Raw genomic sequence first — 15,117 nt, 5'->3', positions numbered from 1 at the left:
CAGCGTTCGCGCCGGCGGGGCGGCCTCCGATCGGCCGCCCCGCCCGCCCCCGCCTCAGATCAGCGGCCGCAGTTCCGCCAGGATCCGCTCCGCGAACTCGACCCGGCAGATCACCAGATCGGGGAGCTTCGGGTCCTCGCGGTTGTAGGCGAGGGGTGACCCGTCGATGCGGCTCGTGTGCAGTCCGGCGGCCCGGGCGACGGCGACCGGGGCCGCCGAGTCCCACTCGTACTGTCCGCCCGCGTGCACGTAGGCGTCGCTCTCGCCCAGCACTACGGACATGGCCTTCACGCCCGCCGAGCCCATCGGCACCGTGCGGGCGCCGAGGGCCTCGGTCAGGTCGCCGACGAGGGCGGGCGGGCGGCTGCGGCTGACCGCGAGGCGGATCGGCTCCCCGTCGGGCCGGGCCGGGAGCGGCGGGTGGCCGTCGGCGCCGCTGGTGAGGACGGCGTCCCGCGCGGGCAGCGCGACCGCGCCCGCGGTCAGGGTGCCCCGGGACCAGAGGGCGACGTGCACGGCCCAGTCGGTCCGGCCGGGTTCGCCGTACTCGCGGGTGCCGTCGAGCGGGTCGACGATCCACACCCGGTCCGCGCCGAGCCGCACCGGGTCGTCGGCGCCTTCCTCGGACAGCACGGCGTCGTCCGGGCGCAGCCGGGCCAGTGCGGCGACGAGGAACTCGTGCGCGCCGCGGTCGCCGCGCTTGCCCGCTTCCTTGCCGCCCTCGCCGCGGAGCCCGAGCAGGATTTGCCCGGCCTCGCGGGCGAGCCACCCCGCGCATGCGACGTCGTCCGCGTCCGGCGCGGGCCACACCAAGGCGTCCATGTCCAGCGAAACCCGGTCTTCACCCGCAGTGACCACTGTCTCCTCGGTCATCCCCAACCCTTCCCCGATACCTTCTTGATAAGTAACTTCATTAGAAGATACTTTGCAGGAACTGACAAGCCGTCAGGTTCGCGGCGCGGCAGCCTAACGACTGCGGGTCGTGCGACGAGAATCGGAGCCCCAGTGACCTACCGGCTCACTCACTTGAAGGCCTTGGAGGCCGAGGCCATCCACATCATCCGCGAGGTCGCGGCCGAGTTCGAGAACCCCGTGCTGCTGTTCTCCGGCGGCAAGGACTCGGTGGTCATGCTGCACCTCGCGCTGAAGGCGTTCGCGCCGTGTGCGCTGCCGTTCCCCGTCATGCACGTGGACACCGGGCACAACTTCCCCGAGGTGATCGAGTTCCGCGACCGGCGGGCCGAGGAGACCGGGGTGCAGCTGGTGGTGGCTTCCGTGCAGGAGTCCATCGACAGCGGCCGGGTCGTCGAGGAGAAGGGGCCGCGCGCGTCGCGCAACCGGCTGCAGACCACCACGCTGCTCGACGCGATCGAGAAGTACCGGTTCGACGCGGTGTTCGGCGGCGCCCGGCGCGACGAGGAGAAGGCCCGCGCCAAGGAACGCGTGTTCAGCTTCCGCGACGAATTCGGCCAGTGGGACCCGAAGAACCAGCGCCCCGAGCTGTGGAACCTCTACAACGGGCGGCACCGGCACGGCGAGCACATCCGGGTCTTCCCGCTGTCCAACTGGACCGAGCTGGACATCTGGCAGTACATCGCCGAGGAGGACATCGTCCTGCCGCCGCTGTACTACGCGCACCGCCGCACCGTGTTCGAGCGGGACGGCATGCTGCTGGGCGTCACCGAGTTCCTCACGCTGCTGGACGGCGAGGAGCCGTTCGAGGAGACCGTCCGGTTCCGCACCATCGGCGACGCGACCGGCACCGGCGCGGTCCGCTCGACCGCGGCGGACGCCCGCGAAGTCGCCGCGGAGATCGCCGCGACCCGCATCACCGAGCGCGGCGCGACCCGCGCCGACGACCGGATATCCGAGGCCGGCATGGAAGACCGCAAGCGCGAAGGGTACTTCTAGACATGACCGACACCCTGTCCCCCGCCGCCGCCCCGGACACCGGCGAACGCCCCGTCGACATGCTCCGCATCGCCACCGCGGGCTCCGTCGACGACGGCAAGTCCACGCTCATCGGCCGCCTGCTCTACGACTCCAAGGGCATCTTCGACGACCAGCTCGCCTCCGTCGAGGACACCTCGCGGCGCCGCGGACACGCGCAGACCGACCTGTCGCTGCTCACCGACGGGCTGCGCGCCGAGCGCGAGCAAGGCATCACGATCGACGTCGCGTACCGCTATTTCGCCACCCCGCGGCGGAAGTTCATCATCGCGGACACCCCCGGGCACATCCAGTACACGCGCAACATGGTGACCGGCGCGTCCACCGCCGACCTCGCGATGGTGCTCGTGGACGCGCGCAAGGGCCTGCTGGAGCAGTCCCGGCGGCACGCCTTCCTCGCGTCGCTGCTGCGCATCCCGCATTTGGTGTTGTGCGTCAACAAAATGGATCTCGTCGACTACGACCAGGCCGTGTTCGAGGGCATCCGCGACGACTTCACCGCGTTCGCCGAGCGGCTCGACATCGCCGACATCACGTTCGTCCCGATGTCCGCGCTCAACGGCGACAACGTCGTCACCCGCAGCGAGAACATGCCGTGGTACGAAGGCAGTTCGCTGCTGCACCACCTGGAGACCGTGCACATCGCGTCGGACCGCAACCTCATCGACGCCCGCTTCCCGGTGCAGTACGTGCTCCGCCCCCGCGACAACGACTACCGCGGCTACGCCGGCACCATGACCGGCGGCGTCCTGCGCCCCGGCGACGACGTCGTGGTCCTCCCGTCCGGCCTGACCAGCCGCGTCGCGGGCATCGACGGACCCGACGGGCCGGTCGAGGAGGCGTTCGCGCCGATGGCCGTCGCGATCCGGCTGGAAGACGAACTCGACGTGTCGCGGGGCGACATGATCTGCCGCCCGCTCAACCGGCCGCGCACCGGCCAGGACCTGCACGCGATGGTGTGCTGGCTCAGCGAGCAGGGCGACCTGCGGCCGGGCGCCACCTACGCGCTCAAGCACACCACGCGCACGGTCCGCGCCAAGATCGGCGAACTGCGCTACCGGCTGGACGTCAACACCGGCCACCGCGACCGCGACGCCGCCGCGCTCGACCTCAACGAGATCGGCCGGATCACCCTCCGCGCCACCACGCCGGTCATGTACGACGCCTACCGCCGCAACCGCGCCACCGGCGGCTTCATCCTCATCGACGAAGCCACCGACAACACCGTGGCCGCCGGCATCCTGCTCGACGACGAAGGAGCCTCGTGATGACCGGCCAGGACTGGACGCCGGCCGAACCCGACACGTGGGTGCGCGACGTCAACGCCGGACGCGTGCCCCTCCTCGCGGAGGAGTACGGCCGCCCCCTCGACGTCGCCGACCTGCTCGGCGAAGCCCGCGCGACGACCGGCCTCGACGACTTCGGCGACTTCGACTTCGGTGCCCCCGGCGGCTTCGAGGAACCGCTCCGCATCCTCGTCGACTCGCTGGAGGCCGAAGGCCGCCTCAACGTCCTCGGACGCTACGAGATCCGGCAGCAGATCCTGCGGCTCCTCCAGGTGCGCCTGCACATCGCGCGCTACCTGCGCGACGACCCGGGCGTCCTCGACGAGCCCGTCGACGCGCCGCTGTTCGTCACCGGCGCGCCGCGCACCGGCACGTCGATCCTGCACGCCCTCCTCGCCCAGGACCCGGCCAACCGGGTCCCGGAAAGCTGGGAGTTCCTGCGCCCCGTGCCGCCGCCGCGGCCCGGCGGTGTCGACGAGGACGGCGCCGACGACCCGCGGATCCCGCTGGTCAACCGCGAACTGCGGCTCACCGCGATGATCGCGCCGGGGTTCGACGCGATGCACGAGCGCGGCGCGCGCATGCCCAAGGAGTGCATTTCGGCGCAGGCGATCGCGTTCCTGTCCGAGGACTTCCCGGGCAAGTTCCGGGTGCCGGCGTATGCCGCGTGGCTGGCGTCGTGCGACATGCGCCCGGCGTACCGGGCGCACAAGGTCGTGCTGCAGATCCTGCAGCGCCGCTACCCGGCGGGCCGCCGCTGGGTGCTCAAGGCGCCGCCGCACCTGGGCACGCTCGACGCGCTGCTCGACACGTACCCGGACGCCCGGGTGGCGGTCACGCACCGCGACCCGCTGAAGGTCCTCGGGTCGCTGGCGAGCCTGCTGGCGACCATCCACGCGACGCACAGCGACGCCGTCGACGCGCCGGAACTCGCGCGGACGCAGGTGGACTTCTATGCGGGCGTGCTCAGCCGGTACACCGCGCTGCGGCGTTCGGACCGGGTGCCGGCGGAGACGTTCCACGACTCGCACTACGCGGACTTCCTGACCGACCCGATCGGCACCGTGGGCGCGCTGTACGAGCGGTTCGGGCGGGAGCTGACGGACGAGGCGAAGGACGCGATGAGCGCGTACCTGGCCGGGCGGCCGCGCGGCAAGCACGGCGCGCACACGTACCAGCTGTCCGACTTCCGGCTGGACGCGGCCGAGCTGCGCAAGGAGTTCGCGGACTATAGCGCGTACTTCGCGGTCCCCGAGGAAGGCGGTGCGGCGTGAGCGGCGAACAGTCGAGTGGCGCGAGCGGGGAGCGGACGCCCGGCGCGGACGTGCTGTCCGGTGCCGCGTGGCGGGAGTTCTGTACGCGGATGGCCGACGTCGGCGACCGGATCCTGGGCCCGGAGTTCCCCGGGTCGGACCGGGACCGGGCCGAGGGCTTCCGGCATCTGGCGAACCAGGTGGCGTGCTGGCTGACATACCAGCTGGCGGCGACGGATCCGCGGCATCCGGCGCTGTTCACGCACAACAACCTCGTCTACCGGTGGGGCGGGCCGAACGTCGACCAGAACGCGCGCCGGGCGCCGGTGGCGGGGGACGGCACGTACCGGCTGAGCGTGGCGATGAACGCGTGCGAGAAGTTCATCGTGCAGATCAAGGCCGGGAACATGCACATGGGCGTGAAGGGGATCTCCGCCGAGGTCGACTCGGCCGCGCTCGGCATCGGCCCCGGCGACACCGCCGAGATCCTGGTGTGCGCGGAGCGGCCGGACGGCTACGACGGTCCGTGGATCCCGCTCGCCCCGGAAGCGGCCGTACTGCACGTGCGCGACTTCTACTACGACTGGAAGCCCGCGCAGCCCGCGATGTTCGCCCTCGAACGGCTGGACAACCAGGGCGAACCGCAGCCGCCGCTGACCCCGGAGCGGGTCGCCGAGATGCTCGACGGCGCGGCGGCGATGGTGGAGAACTCGGTCTCGTACTGGAACACGTGGGTCGAGGAGACCGCGACCGCGCAGCCGCCGAACACGTTCTCGTCGCCGGACGTGGTCGAAGGCGGCGTGCAGGACGTCGTGTACGCGTTCGCGGACGTGCGGGTCGGCCCCGGCGAGGCCCTGGTCGTCGAGGTGGTGCCGGACGAGTCCGCGCAGTGGAACGCGCAACTGCAGTCGATCGGCTGGTTCGAGTCGCTGGACTTCCCGCACCGGACGACGTGCGTGAACCACCGGGAGGCCTACCGCGGCCCCGACGGGCACGCGTTCCTGGTGATCGCCGCGTCGGATCCGGGCGTGCCGAACTGGCTGGACACCGAAGGCCGCGACCGGGTGTTCTGCACGCACCGCTGGGTGGGCGCGCGGTCCCGGCCGACGGTGCGCGCTGCGCTGGTGCCTTTGGCGCAGCTCCGGGAGCACCTGCCCGCGGACACGCCGACGGTGTCGGCGGAGGAACGCGCGGCGCAGATCCGGGCCCGGGCCGCGCACGTGGCCTGGCGGTTCCGCGCCTGACGGCGCACCGACTCGGTTCACGGCTCATGCCGACGCCGTGAACCGGACCGGCGCCCGGTCCGTTCCGCTCCGAGCCGCGGAGCGGGCCGGGCGCCCCTTCGTGCCGGGCTCCGCGCTGCCGCCCGGTCCCGCCTCCCCCGGGGACAGGCAGTGCGGAGCCCGTTTCCTTCCTGCGTCCGGGTTTCCTGCTTCCGGGGTCCCTGCTTCCGGGGTCCCTGCCGCTAGGCGAGCCGCGGGGCGAGTTCGGTGCAGAGCACCCGGACGTGTTCGCGGACCAGGTCCTCCGGCATGCCGCCGAGGGTGGCGAAGAACCAGATGGTGTCGACGGGAGCGTCGCCGAGGTAGGCGCGGATATCGGTCGCGGCCTGCTCGGGCGTGGCGTGCAGGAAGTGCGCGGGCTTGGCGCTCGCGCCGCGGGCGCGCCAGCGTTCCGGCTTGATCGGCGGCGGCACGGGCATGTCGGTGCCTTCGACCGAGTAGCGGTGGTACTGGTTCCACTGCCGGGCGAGCGCCTCGGAGACGACGGGCCAGTCGCGTTCCGGGTCGTGGGTGATCCAGCCGTTGAGCAGCCCGGCCATGCGCGCGGTGGCGGGGTCGTGGCCGCCTTCCGCGAGGCCGTTGCGGTAGGCCACGGCCAGCTCCGGGTTCGCGGACAGCAGGCTCTCGCCGAGCAGCCCGGCGCGGCGTGCGCCTTGCGGGCCTTGGTAGCCGAGCCAGATGCGGGGGCGGTCCTGGACGGGCGGCGGGGTGATGGCGCCGGTGTCCCAGAGGCGGCGGATGTCGCGGGCGCGGGCGTCGGTGGCGCCGTAGCGGGCGCGGCCTTCGTCCTGCGCGTCGAAGAGCGCGTACTCGGGGACGCGGTAGCCGGTGCCGAGGCCGAGTTCGAGGCGGCCGCCGGACACCAGGTCGACGATCGCGGCTTCCTCGGCGATGTGCGCGGCGTGGCGCAGCGGGGCGATGGTGACGCCGGTGCCGATCCGGGCGTTCCGGGTCCGGGCGGCGACGGCGGCGGCCATGGTGAGGGGCTGCGGGAGGTAGCCGTCCTCGAACTGGTGGTGCTCGGTGAGCCAGATCGAGTGGACGCCGAGGCGGTCGGCCTCTTCGCACAGCTCCAGCGTGAAGGCGTAGAGACCGGCCCAGTCTTGGCGTATCGGGCCGGGGTTGCGCAGGTCGAAGTAGATGCCGACGTTGACCACGGGTGTTCCTTTTCGGTCGGGCGTGCCGAGGTGCTGCTGTGCTGATGTGCTGATGTCCTGCCGTGCCGATGTCCTGCTGTGTTGATGTCCTGCTGTGCCGACGTCCGGTGCTCAGCCGTTCTTCGGGGTGCGGAGGTCGTTGCCGAAGCGGGACATCGTGGCGGCGAGGGTTTCCAGGTCGCCGTCGGTCCAGGTGTCGAGGGAGCGGGCGAGCCAGTCGGACCAGACGCCGCGCAGGCCTTGGGACAGCGCGACCCCCTCGTCGGTCGCGTGCAGGAGCTGGGCGCGCCCGTCGTCGGGGTCGGCTTCCCGCCGCACCAGCCCGCCCTTGACCAGGGTGTCGACCTGCCGGCTCGCGATCGACCGGTCCTGCCCGGTCAACTCCGCCAGCGCGGAGAGGCGCAGCGGCCCGAACGCGACAATGTGCCCGAGCGCGAACGCCTCGGTGCGCGTGAGGTTGCCGCCGGCCCGGGCGGCCAGCTCGCGGTGCAGGCGGGTGCTGCGGGTGGCGGCGAGCAGGGCTTCGAGCGCACGGTGCACGTTCTCCAACGAGACGTCACGCGGTGCGGGGGGTGGAGCGCTCATAATAGTTGATATACATCACGCAACTATCCGGGGGAAGATCCACTCCGGGGACGGGGCGGGTGAGAACGGACACGTGGGCGCTGCTTCGCCTTCTTGGGCCTGGCACGCCTCGCGCACGGATGCGGCAGGTCACGGCGATGTCCCCACTCGGCAACAACTCCCTCTGCCGCGCATCGTTCCACCCCCGCAGCGCTTCTTACCTTCTATAGGCGCACCGCCACCGCGGCACACTCACACCCAGGGGGACCCATGCCGGCCAAGCCCACCACACCGACCGCACCCCGCCGCCACCACGACGCGGCCGCAGTCCGGGCCCCCGGCACGCAGCCCACCCGCAGCAAACTCCGCCGCCGCCTGTCCCAGATCAGCCCCCTCCTCCAGATCGGCGCCCTGATAGCCCTCGCCCTGCTCGCGGCGAACCATCCCGACACCACCCGCGATTGGGTCGACAAGACGTGGCTGGTCATCGACCGGCTGCAGTAGGGCTTTCGCTCTGCCCCAGCACCCCCACGACCGGGGCAGCCTGCCTGTCAAACCTTCGTCAAGACTGCTTGACGTCAAGGCAGCTTGACGGCACGCTCGTGTCATGACTACTCCTGACGAGCTTGAGCGGGCTTTCACGCTGATGACGGCTGCCGCGCGCTACGACGCTCTGCGGACACGGGACTCTCTCGCGTTCGGGGACGACCAAGACGCGGCGCTGAGCCGAGCGGAAGTCCTGGAGATGCTGGCGTTGAGCGAAGTCGTCGCACGCAAGGCCGGTTACGGGCGCCAGCTGGCGGTCCGGTCGGCGCGGCAGGCGGGGGCCTCGTGGGCACAGATCGGGGCCGCGCTCGGGACGAGCAAGCAGGCGGCCTGGGAAGCCCACAACCGGTGGATCGACGACCAGGCCCAGCAGCACGACAACCCGGGCCACCTGGGCTGGGACGCCGACGACATCGCCGCAGCCCACGCCTTGGCCGACGCCCCGGACGAGGAAAGCGAGGCCGGGGGCGGAAAGCAGGACACGGGCAAGGGCGCGGCTACGGACGGGGCGACGCCGGATCGCGCGTGAGCCGCGATGCCGCGCCGGGGTGAGGGCCGCCGCGCCGCGGGGACGGGCCCGGCCGGCGCCGGGCGACTTGGTCGCACAGTTGTCCGACGGCCGCCGCGCCGCGGGCCGGACTCGGCATCACCGCGACATCAGCCCCTTGCGTGCCGACGGTCGCCGCCTGAGCCGCGCCCGGAGCCGACCCGCCACCGCAGCCGACCCCGCGCGCACGCCTGGCACTGCGCCCCGCCTCACCTCACCACCGCACGCCGCGTCCACGCCGAGGCCTGCCACCGCATGTCCCGGACCCACTCCCCTCCCCGCCACCGCGTGCCCCACCACGCGCGGCCGGCAACGCCACCGTGCGCCCGGCGTCCCCTTCCCCCGCCCACCGCCCGCACGCGGCACCAGCCGTCCCCTCCCGCCCCTGTCGTACCCTGGCCCGCATGCAGAAAGCCGCAGGTGGGCAGTCGGGTGAGGTGTGGTCGGCGATGGTGTCGCCGCCTACCGATCGGGTGATTGCGGTGACCGAGTTTCTTGCCTCGCGGCCCGGGGAGCCGGCGACGGTGGCGGAGCTGGTGCGGCATCTGGGGTTGACGCGGGCTACGTGTCACGCGGTGTTGGCGGCCCTCGTGCGGGCCGGGTGGGTGATTCGGGACCCGGTCGACCGGACGTTCACGCCGGGTCCGGCGTTGATCGCATTGGGGCGCTCGGCCGAGACCGGCGTGCCCGCGGCGCGCGCCGCCGATCGGGAACTGGCGGCACTGGCCGACGAGTTGGGCATGTCGGCGTCGGTGGCATATCCGAGCGGCGAGCACATCGTCGTGGGCGGCTACCGGGCAGCGGCCAACGCGGAGGAACCGGAAGGGGTGCGCGTCGGGCAGCGGATTCCCTTTGCTCCGCCGTTCGGGCCCGGGCTGGTGGCGTGGGGCACCGAGGACGACGTCGCGGAGTGGCTGGCCCGCGCCCCGCAGCCGGATGCCGGGCGCGCCGATTTGTTCGCCCGGGTGCTGGCCTCGGTGCGGGCGCGCGGCTACACGATCGAGAGCCACACGCCCGCATCCGTCCGACTGCGGTCCCTGCTGGTCGAGTTGGACTCGCTGTCGCCGCGGCAGCGGCCCGCCGTCGCCGAACTGCTGTACGAGATCGGCGCGATCGACTACCTCGCCGACGACCTCAAGGAAGGCCGCACCTACCCCACCGGGGTCATGTCCGCCCCCGCCTTCACCGCCGACGGCCGCGCCGCGCTCAACATCAGCGTGTACGTGTGGGCGGACCTCGACCCGGCGGCCATCCGCGCCGTCGGCGACCGTCTGCTGCTCGCCGCGCGCACGGTCACCAGGGAATTGCGCGGAACCCCGCCCGCCGGGTTCCCGGCCGTCAGCCGCTGATCGGGTAGTCCACGTAGCCTTCGGCGCCGCCTATGTAGAACGTCGCGGGGTCGCCGGCCGCCGGTGCGCGGTCCAGCGCGAAGCGCGTCACCAAGTCGGGGTTGGCGATGAAGCCGGCGCCGTAGGCGACCGCGTCCGCGATGCCCTCCTCGACGGCCGCGTTGCCGGACGCCCGGTCGAAGCCGTTGTTGACGAGCACCGGCCCGCGGAACAGCTCCCGGTAGCGCCGGAAGGCCGCGAAGTCCGGCCGCCCGGGCGCCTCCGGGTCCGGGCCGCGCAGGTGCAGGTACGCGACGGGCCGGTCGTTCAGCGCCGCCACCGCCGCGTCGTAGTCGGCCAGCAGCGCCGCGTCCGGGCGGAACCGCTTGGCCGTCCAGTACGGCGACAGCCGCACCCCCACCCGCCGCTCCCCCGGCCACGCCTCCGCGGCCGCGTCGACGATGCGCAGGAGCAGCTGCCGACGGCCCTCCGCGTCGCCGCCGTACGCGTCGGTGCGCCGGTTCAGCTGCGGGTTCAGGAACTGCGGGATCAAGTACGACCCGACCGCGTGGATCTCCACCCCGTCGAACCCGGCCCGGCGGGCGTTCCGCGCCGCCGAGGCGAAGTCCTCGACGGCGGTGTCGATGTCGGCTCCGGTCATGGCACGCGGCGTCCCGGTGGGCTGGAACCCGTCCGCGGTGTAGGCCATTTCCTCGGGGTCGATCGCCGAGGGCCCGGCGGGCCGCGCGCCGCCCAGCAGGTCCGGGTGCGACGCGCCGCCGATGTGGCACAGCTGCGCGACGATCCGGCCGCCCAGTGCGTGCACCACCCCGGTGACCCGGCGCCACCCCTCGACCTGTTCCTCGGTGAACAGCCCGGGCACGTGCACGAAGCCGATCGCCCGCTCGCTCACCGACACCCCTTCGGTGACGATGAGCCCGGCCCCGGCCCGCTGCCCGTAGTAGAGGGCATGCAGGTCGGTCGGCACGAGCCCGTCGTTCTGCGCCCGGGCCCGGGTGAGCGGCGCCATGACGACCCGGTTGGGGAGGGTGAGGGAACCGAGGGTGAGGGGACGGAGGAGGGGCTGGTCGGTCCAAGCGGGGTCGGTCCAAGCGGGGTCGGGGCCGGGGAGGGGGCCTGGGGCGGCCGGGCTGCCCGACGCGGCGGGCCGACCCGCACGGGCCGAAGCCGGTGCGGCCGCGACCGACGCCGCCGCCCCGAACTCGACCGTCGCGTCAACCGCCGCACTTGCGGACGCGTCGGCCGACGTGTCCGCGGTCACGACTGCCCGACCGCCGGTCTCTCCGCCCGTCCACGCCCCGTCCCCACCCCCTCCCGGACGGCTCGCGGGCTCGGCGGACGCGGCTGCGTCGTCGGCGTGTCGGCGGGCGTGGGTGTCGGCAGGCATGGTGATTCCTCCGTGGTGGTCATCGGCGCCGGAGTCGCCTCCGGGCGCCCCGATCCGCTGTCCCGATCACCCTCCGCCCTCGCCCGCCCACGCACGAGAGCCCGCCTGAAGCGGGTACTCGCAGGGCGACCCTCCGGCCACCGCGACCGGTCAGAATGAACCGCATGGACGACGAACTGGGCACCTGCCTCCGCGCCTGGCGCGACCGGCTCGCCCCCGCCGAGGCCGGGGTGACGGTCGGCCCGCGCCGCCGGGCGCCGGGGCTGCGCCGTCAGGAGCTGGCCACGCTCGCGGGGTTGTCCGTCGAATACCTGGCCCGGCTGGAGCAGGGCCGCGCCGGGCGGCCGTCGGCCGAAGTCCTGGCGCCGCTGGCCCGGGCGCTCCGCCTCAGCGGCGACGAACGCGACCACCTGTTCCGGCTCGCCGGGCACGCCCCGCCCGCGGCCGGCGCGCCCGGCACCCACATCACTCCCGGGCTGCACCGCATCATCGACCGGCTCGGCGACGCCGCGGTGATGGTGATGGACCGCGCCTGGACGGTCGTCCTCGCGAACCCGCCCGCCGTCGCCCTCCTGGGCCCGGAAGCCACCGGCGACGACGGCGAACGCAACGTACTGCGGCGGCACTTCCACGGGCTGCCGTCCCGGGTGACCCGGAATCCGGCCGAAGTCGCCGCGTTCCGCGCCTACGCGGTCGCCGACCTGCGCTCCGGCCTCGGCCGCTTCCCCGGCGACCGGGGACTGCGTGCCCTCGTCGAGGAACTGCGCTCCGATTTTCCCGAGTTCGCCGAGCTGTGGGCCGCGGGCGCGGTCAGCCCGAGCGCGTACCAGCCGAAGACGGTCGACCATCCCGAGGTCGGGCGCCTGATCCTGGACTGCGACGTCCTGGAAGCCACCGGCACGTCGCTCCGCCTGGTCGTCTACACGGCCCCGCCGGGATCGGCCGACCACGCGTCGCTCGCGCTGGTGTCGGCACTCGGCACCCAGCACTTCGGCGGACGGGGAGCGCCCGCCTAGGCGGCGCCGAGGCCCGCGACGGCGGCGACCTCCGCGGCGACGTCGGGCCACAGCGCGGCGGGCAGATCGTGGCCGACTCCGGGGAACGTCACCAAGCGCGCACCGCGGATCGCTTTGGCGGTGGCATGCGCCGCGCGGACCTTGAGGATCGGGTCCTGCTCGCCGTGCAGCACCAGGGTCGGGTGGTGCAGTTCCGACAGCTTGGCGCCGTGCCACTGGGCGCCGATCTGGCGGCTCTGCGCCTTCGTGTCGCGGGGCCCGCTGTCGACTTCGGCCTCGACCCACGCCCGGGCGGCCTCCTCGTCGAAGGGGTAGCCCGGGGACGCGATTCCACGCCATACCGCGAGCGAGGCCTCGATGTCGCCCTCGCGGCCTTCGGGGAACTTGGTGCGGGCCAGCTTCGCCAGCAGCCCGAAGCGCAGATAGCGCAGCACGCCGAGCCCGGCCACGTCGCTGGGGAGCGCGGCGGACGACGTGACGCTGAGGACGCGGTCGGGATGCCGCAGCGCCACCCGCTGGGCGATGAGCCCGCCCATCGAGTGCCCGAAGATGTGCGCTTGCTCCCAGCCGAGTTCGTCCATCACGGCGATGGCGTCGTCGACCATGTCCTCCGAGGTGTACGCCTCGCCGCGCTTGCCGAAGAGCGCCTTGAACGGGTTGCCGGTCTTCGTCTCCGGCATCCGGGTGGACTCGCCGGCATCGCGCTGGTCGTAGCGGACGACCTCGAATCCGGCGTCCGCGAACGCGTCGACCAGGCCGTCGGGCCACCAGAAGCGGGCGGTGGCGAGGCCCATCACCAGGAGCAGCGGCGCTCCCGACGAGCCTTCGAGGCGGTCGTACGCGATGGCGACATCGCCGTTGCGGGCAAACCGCGTCGCCGTCCAGGAGCGGGCCGCCGGCCGCTTCGGCACGGCTTCCCCGCCCCCGTCCGCGCGCGCAGGCCTGCCGGTCTCGGCGAATCCTCCGGTCGTGGCGGTCATGGCGCACTCCTCTCCAGGCAATCTCCGACGATCCCCGGTAACTGCGATCCTTGTTCGCAGTTACCGGGCACTACTCTACTGCATACATCGTTCGCAGAAAGAAGGAGGCGCGTGCCGTGGCCGCCGCCGACAGCATCTGGCTCCGCCCGGAACGCGCCTCGCGGGGCCCGGCGCCCGGCTACGACCGCGACGCGCTGGCCGCGGCGGGCGTCGCCCTCGCCGACGCCCAGGGCCTCTCCGCCGTCACCATGCGGGCCGTCGCAGACGCCTTGGGCGCGGGTCCCGCCTCGCTCTACCGGTACATCACCACGCGCGAGGAACTGGTCGAACTCATGATCGACCGCGCCCACGCCGAGATCCGGCACCCGGAGCGCACCGGCGCGTGGCTCGACGACCTGCTCGCCCTGGCCCGGGAATCCCGCCGCGTCACCCTCGCCCACCCCTGGCTGCTCGACGCGACCGCCACCCGCACACCGATGGGCCCGAGCACCGTCGGCTACCTCGAACACGCCCTGGGCACCCTCGCCGACCTGGACGTGCCGACCCGCGACAAACTCGAAGCCATCGCCGTGCTGAGCGCCGTGGTGTCGGCACTGGCCCGCACCGAGGTGGCCCAGTCCCGGAACGGCCGCACGATCCCGGACTGGCAGCAGGCCCAAGCCGCCTACCTCGCCCACATCGCCGCCGAAGGCCGCCACCCCCACCTGGCCGCCGCATTCACCCACCAGACCCAAACCCCCGAGCCCGTGGACGACCTGTTCACCCGCATCGTCACCGGTGTCCTCACGGGCCTGCTGAGGTAGCGGGACCGCCACGAGGAGGCCGCACCGACACCGTCCACACGATGCGGAACAAACCTTTCCTATTTCGCGCCTACCGTCGTTCTCGAAGCCGGAAGACGACTCGTTGGGGAGCGATCATGATCCTGATCACCGGTGCTACCGCGCACTTCGGACGTGAAACGGCCGAAGTGCTGGCCGCCGCGGGCGAGCGGGTGCGGGCGCTGAGCCGTACGCCGGAGAAGGCCGGGCTGCCCGAGGGAGTCGAGGTCGTGCGCGGGGATCTGACGGACGGGGCGAGCCTGCGGCCGGCACTTGCGGGAGTCGAGGCGGTCTTCCTGGTCCTCCCGTACGGTCTCGACCCGTCGGTGCTGCTCAAGGAGGCTGCCGATGCCGGCGTTCGGCGTGTCGTGTTCCTGTCCTCAGGCGCGATCGTCGACGGGGCCACCGAGCAGTCCGACGTCATCGCGGCCTACCACGCGCGCGTCGAACAGGCCGTCGTGGACGCGGGTTTCCGGTGGACGTTCCTGCGGCTGATGTTCCCCGCGATCAACACCCTGTCGTTCGCCATGCAGCTCGGCGGCTCGGTTACCGTGCGCGCCCCCTACGCCCGTGCCGCCGCGTCGCTGGTGCACGAGCGCGACGTCGCCGACGCGGCGGTTGCGGTCCTGACCGGACCCGGCCATGCCGGACGGACGTACCGGCTGGACGGCGCGCAGTTCCTCACCCAGGCCGAGCAGGTGCGGGTGTTGGGCGACGTGCTCGGACGCGATCTGGCGTTCGAGGAACTGGACGACGTCCCGGTGCGCGAGCAGATGTCCGCGTTCATGGAACCCGCTTTCGTCAACGCCCTGTTCGACCTCATGGCCGCCACCGTCGGCAACGATGCCCCGCTCGACGACGCGATCACCCGGCTCACCGGCCACCCCGCCCGCGGCTACGCCGAGTGGGTCGGCGACCACCGGGCCGACTTCGGCTGAGGGAGCCCCGGCTCCCCCGATCCGGCTGCCGCCGATCGGG

Annotated in this window: 15 protein-coding genes; 10 read left to right on the top strand and 5 right to left on the bottom strand. The window is 72.9% G+C overall.

Annotation, left to right across the window (positions count from 1 at the left end; all coding sequences use genetic code 11):
- Positions 1–54: 54 nt before the first annotated feature.
- The gene (locus tag ABEA93_RS15875; protein WP_345676185.1) at positions 55–873 is read right to left on the bottom strand and encodes a 3'(2'),5'-bisphosphate nucleotidase CysQ; all 819 of its coding nucleotides are present in this window, start codon (positions 871–873) and stop codon (positions 55–57) included.
- Positions 874–1,005: 132 nt separating this feature from the next.
- Here ABEA93_RS15875 and cysD point away from each other — a divergent pair, with 132 nt between their 5' ends.
- From cysD to ABEA93_RS15855, 4 genes are read left to right on the top strand one after another with little or no spacing between them, the layout of a single operon-like run.
- The gene (gene cysD, locus ABEA93_RS15870; RefSeq protein ID WP_345676184.1) at positions 1,006–1,911 is read left to right on the top strand and encodes a sulfate adenylyltransferase subunit CysD; all 906 of its coding nucleotides are present in this window, start codon (positions 1,006–1,008) and stop codon (positions 1,909–1,911) included.
- A gap of 2 nt (positions 1,912–1,913) precedes the next feature.
- Positions 1,914–3,218 (top strand): sulfate adenylyltransferase subunit 1, encoded by a 1,305-nt coding sequence (locus ABEA93_RS15865; RefSeq protein ID WP_345676183.1) that lies wholly within the window; start codon positions 1,914–1,916, stop codon positions 3,216–3,218.
- A complete protein-coding gene (locus ABEA93_RS15860; RefSeq protein ID WP_345676182.1) occupies positions 3,218–4,510 on the top strand; it encodes a sulfotransferase family protein in 1,293 nt (430 codons plus the stop codon). Before ABEA93_RS15865 ends, ABEA93_RS15860 begins: the two co-directional genes overlap by 1 nt.
- Positions 4,507–5,733: a hypothetical protein gene (locus tag ABEA93_RS15855; protein WP_345676181.1), complete on the top strand. Its 1,227-nt coding sequence runs from the start codon at positions 4,507–4,509 to the stop codon at positions 5,731–5,733. Before ABEA93_RS15860 ends, ABEA93_RS15855 begins: the two co-directional genes overlap by 4 nt.
- Before the next feature lie 221 nt (positions 5,734–5,954).
- Here ABEA93_RS15855 and ABEA93_RS15850 read toward each other — a convergent pair whose 3' ends face one another.
- Both ABEA93_RS15850 and ABEA93_RS15845 read right to left on the bottom strand, forming a co-directional pair.
- A complete protein-coding gene (locus ABEA93_RS15850; RefSeq protein WP_345676180.1) occupies positions 5,955–6,929 on the bottom strand; it encodes an LLM class flavin-dependent oxidoreductase in 975 nt (324 codons plus the stop codon).
- A gap of 111 nt (positions 6,930–7,040) precedes the next feature.
- A complete protein-coding gene (locus ABEA93_RS15845) occupies positions 7,041–7,514 on the bottom strand; it encodes a MarR family winged helix-turn-helix transcriptional regulator (RefSeq protein ID WP_345676179.1) in 474 nt (157 codons plus the stop codon).
- Positions 7,515–7,763: 249 nt separating this feature from the next.
- Here ABEA93_RS15845 and ABEA93_RS15840 point away from each other — a divergent pair, with 249 nt between their 5' ends.
- The 3 genes from ABEA93_RS15840 (at position 7,764) to ABEA93_RS15830 (ending at position 9,935) form a co-directional block, all read left to right on the top strand.
- A complete protein-coding gene (locus ABEA93_RS15840) occupies positions 7,764–7,997 on the top strand; it encodes a hypothetical protein (RefSeq protein ID WP_345676178.1) in 234 nt (77 codons plus the stop codon).
- A 103-nt stretch (positions 7,998–8,100) separates the two neighbouring features.
- Positions 8,101–8,568, top strand: coding sequence for a hypothetical protein (locus ABEA93_RS15835; protein WP_345676177.1), 468 nt, complete (start codon positions 8,101–8,103; stop codon positions 8,566–8,568).
- A 422-nt stretch (positions 8,569–8,990) separates the two neighbouring features.
- A complete protein-coding gene (locus ABEA93_RS15830; protein ID WP_345676176.1) occupies positions 8,991–9,935 on the top strand; it encodes an IclR family transcriptional regulator in 945 nt (314 codons plus the stop codon).
- Here the strand turns inward: ABEA93_RS15830 and ABEA93_RS15825 are convergent.
- The gene (locus ABEA93_RS15825) at positions 9,925–11,322 is read right to left on the bottom strand and encodes an alkene reductase (protein ID WP_345676175.1); all 1,398 of its coding nucleotides are present in this window, start codon (positions 11,320–11,322) and stop codon (positions 9,925–9,927) included. The two genes, ABEA93_RS15830 and ABEA93_RS15825, sit on opposite strands and share 11 nt — an antisense overlap.
- A gap of 164 nt (positions 11,323–11,486) precedes the next feature.
- Between ABEA93_RS15825 and ABEA93_RS15820 the strand changes: the two genes are divergently transcribed.
- Entirely contained in the window at positions 11,487–12,338 is an 852-nt protein-coding gene (locus ABEA93_RS15820; protein ID WP_345676174.1) for a helix-turn-helix transcriptional regulator, read from the top strand.
- Here ABEA93_RS15820 and ABEA93_RS15815 read toward each other — a convergent pair.
- Positions 12,335–13,318, bottom strand: coding sequence for an alpha/beta fold hydrolase (locus ABEA93_RS15815; RefSeq protein WP_345676173.1), 984 nt, complete (start codon positions 13,316–13,318; stop codon positions 12,335–12,337). The genes ABEA93_RS15820 and ABEA93_RS15815 overlap by 4 nt on opposite strands.
- 116 nt (positions 13,319–13,434) lie before the next feature.
- Here ABEA93_RS15815 and ABEA93_RS15810 point away from each other — a divergent pair, with 116 nt between their 5' ends.
- The gene (locus tag ABEA93_RS15810; RefSeq protein WP_345676172.1) at positions 13,435–14,121 is read left to right on the top strand and encodes a TetR/AcrR family transcriptional regulator; all 687 of its coding nucleotides are present in this window, start codon (positions 13,435–13,437) and stop codon (positions 14,119–14,121) included.
- A 116-nt stretch (positions 14,122–14,237) separates the two neighbouring features.
- On the top strand, positions 14,238–15,077 hold the full coding sequence (locus ABEA93_RS15805; protein WP_345676171.1) for an SDR family oxidoreductase: 840 nt from the start codon (positions 14,238–14,240) through the stop codon (positions 15,075–15,077).
- Positions 15,078–15,117: the final 40 nt, after the last annotated feature.

Source organism: Yinghuangia aomiensis (assembly GCF_039542225.1).
In the GTDB taxonomy this organism is placed as follows: domain Bacteria; phylum Actinomycetota; class Actinomycetes; order Streptomycetales; family Streptomycetaceae; genus Yinghuangia; species Yinghuangia aomiensis.
Note: the sequence above shows the minus strand (reverse complement) of the source record. Positions and strands in the feature narration are given on the sequence as shown.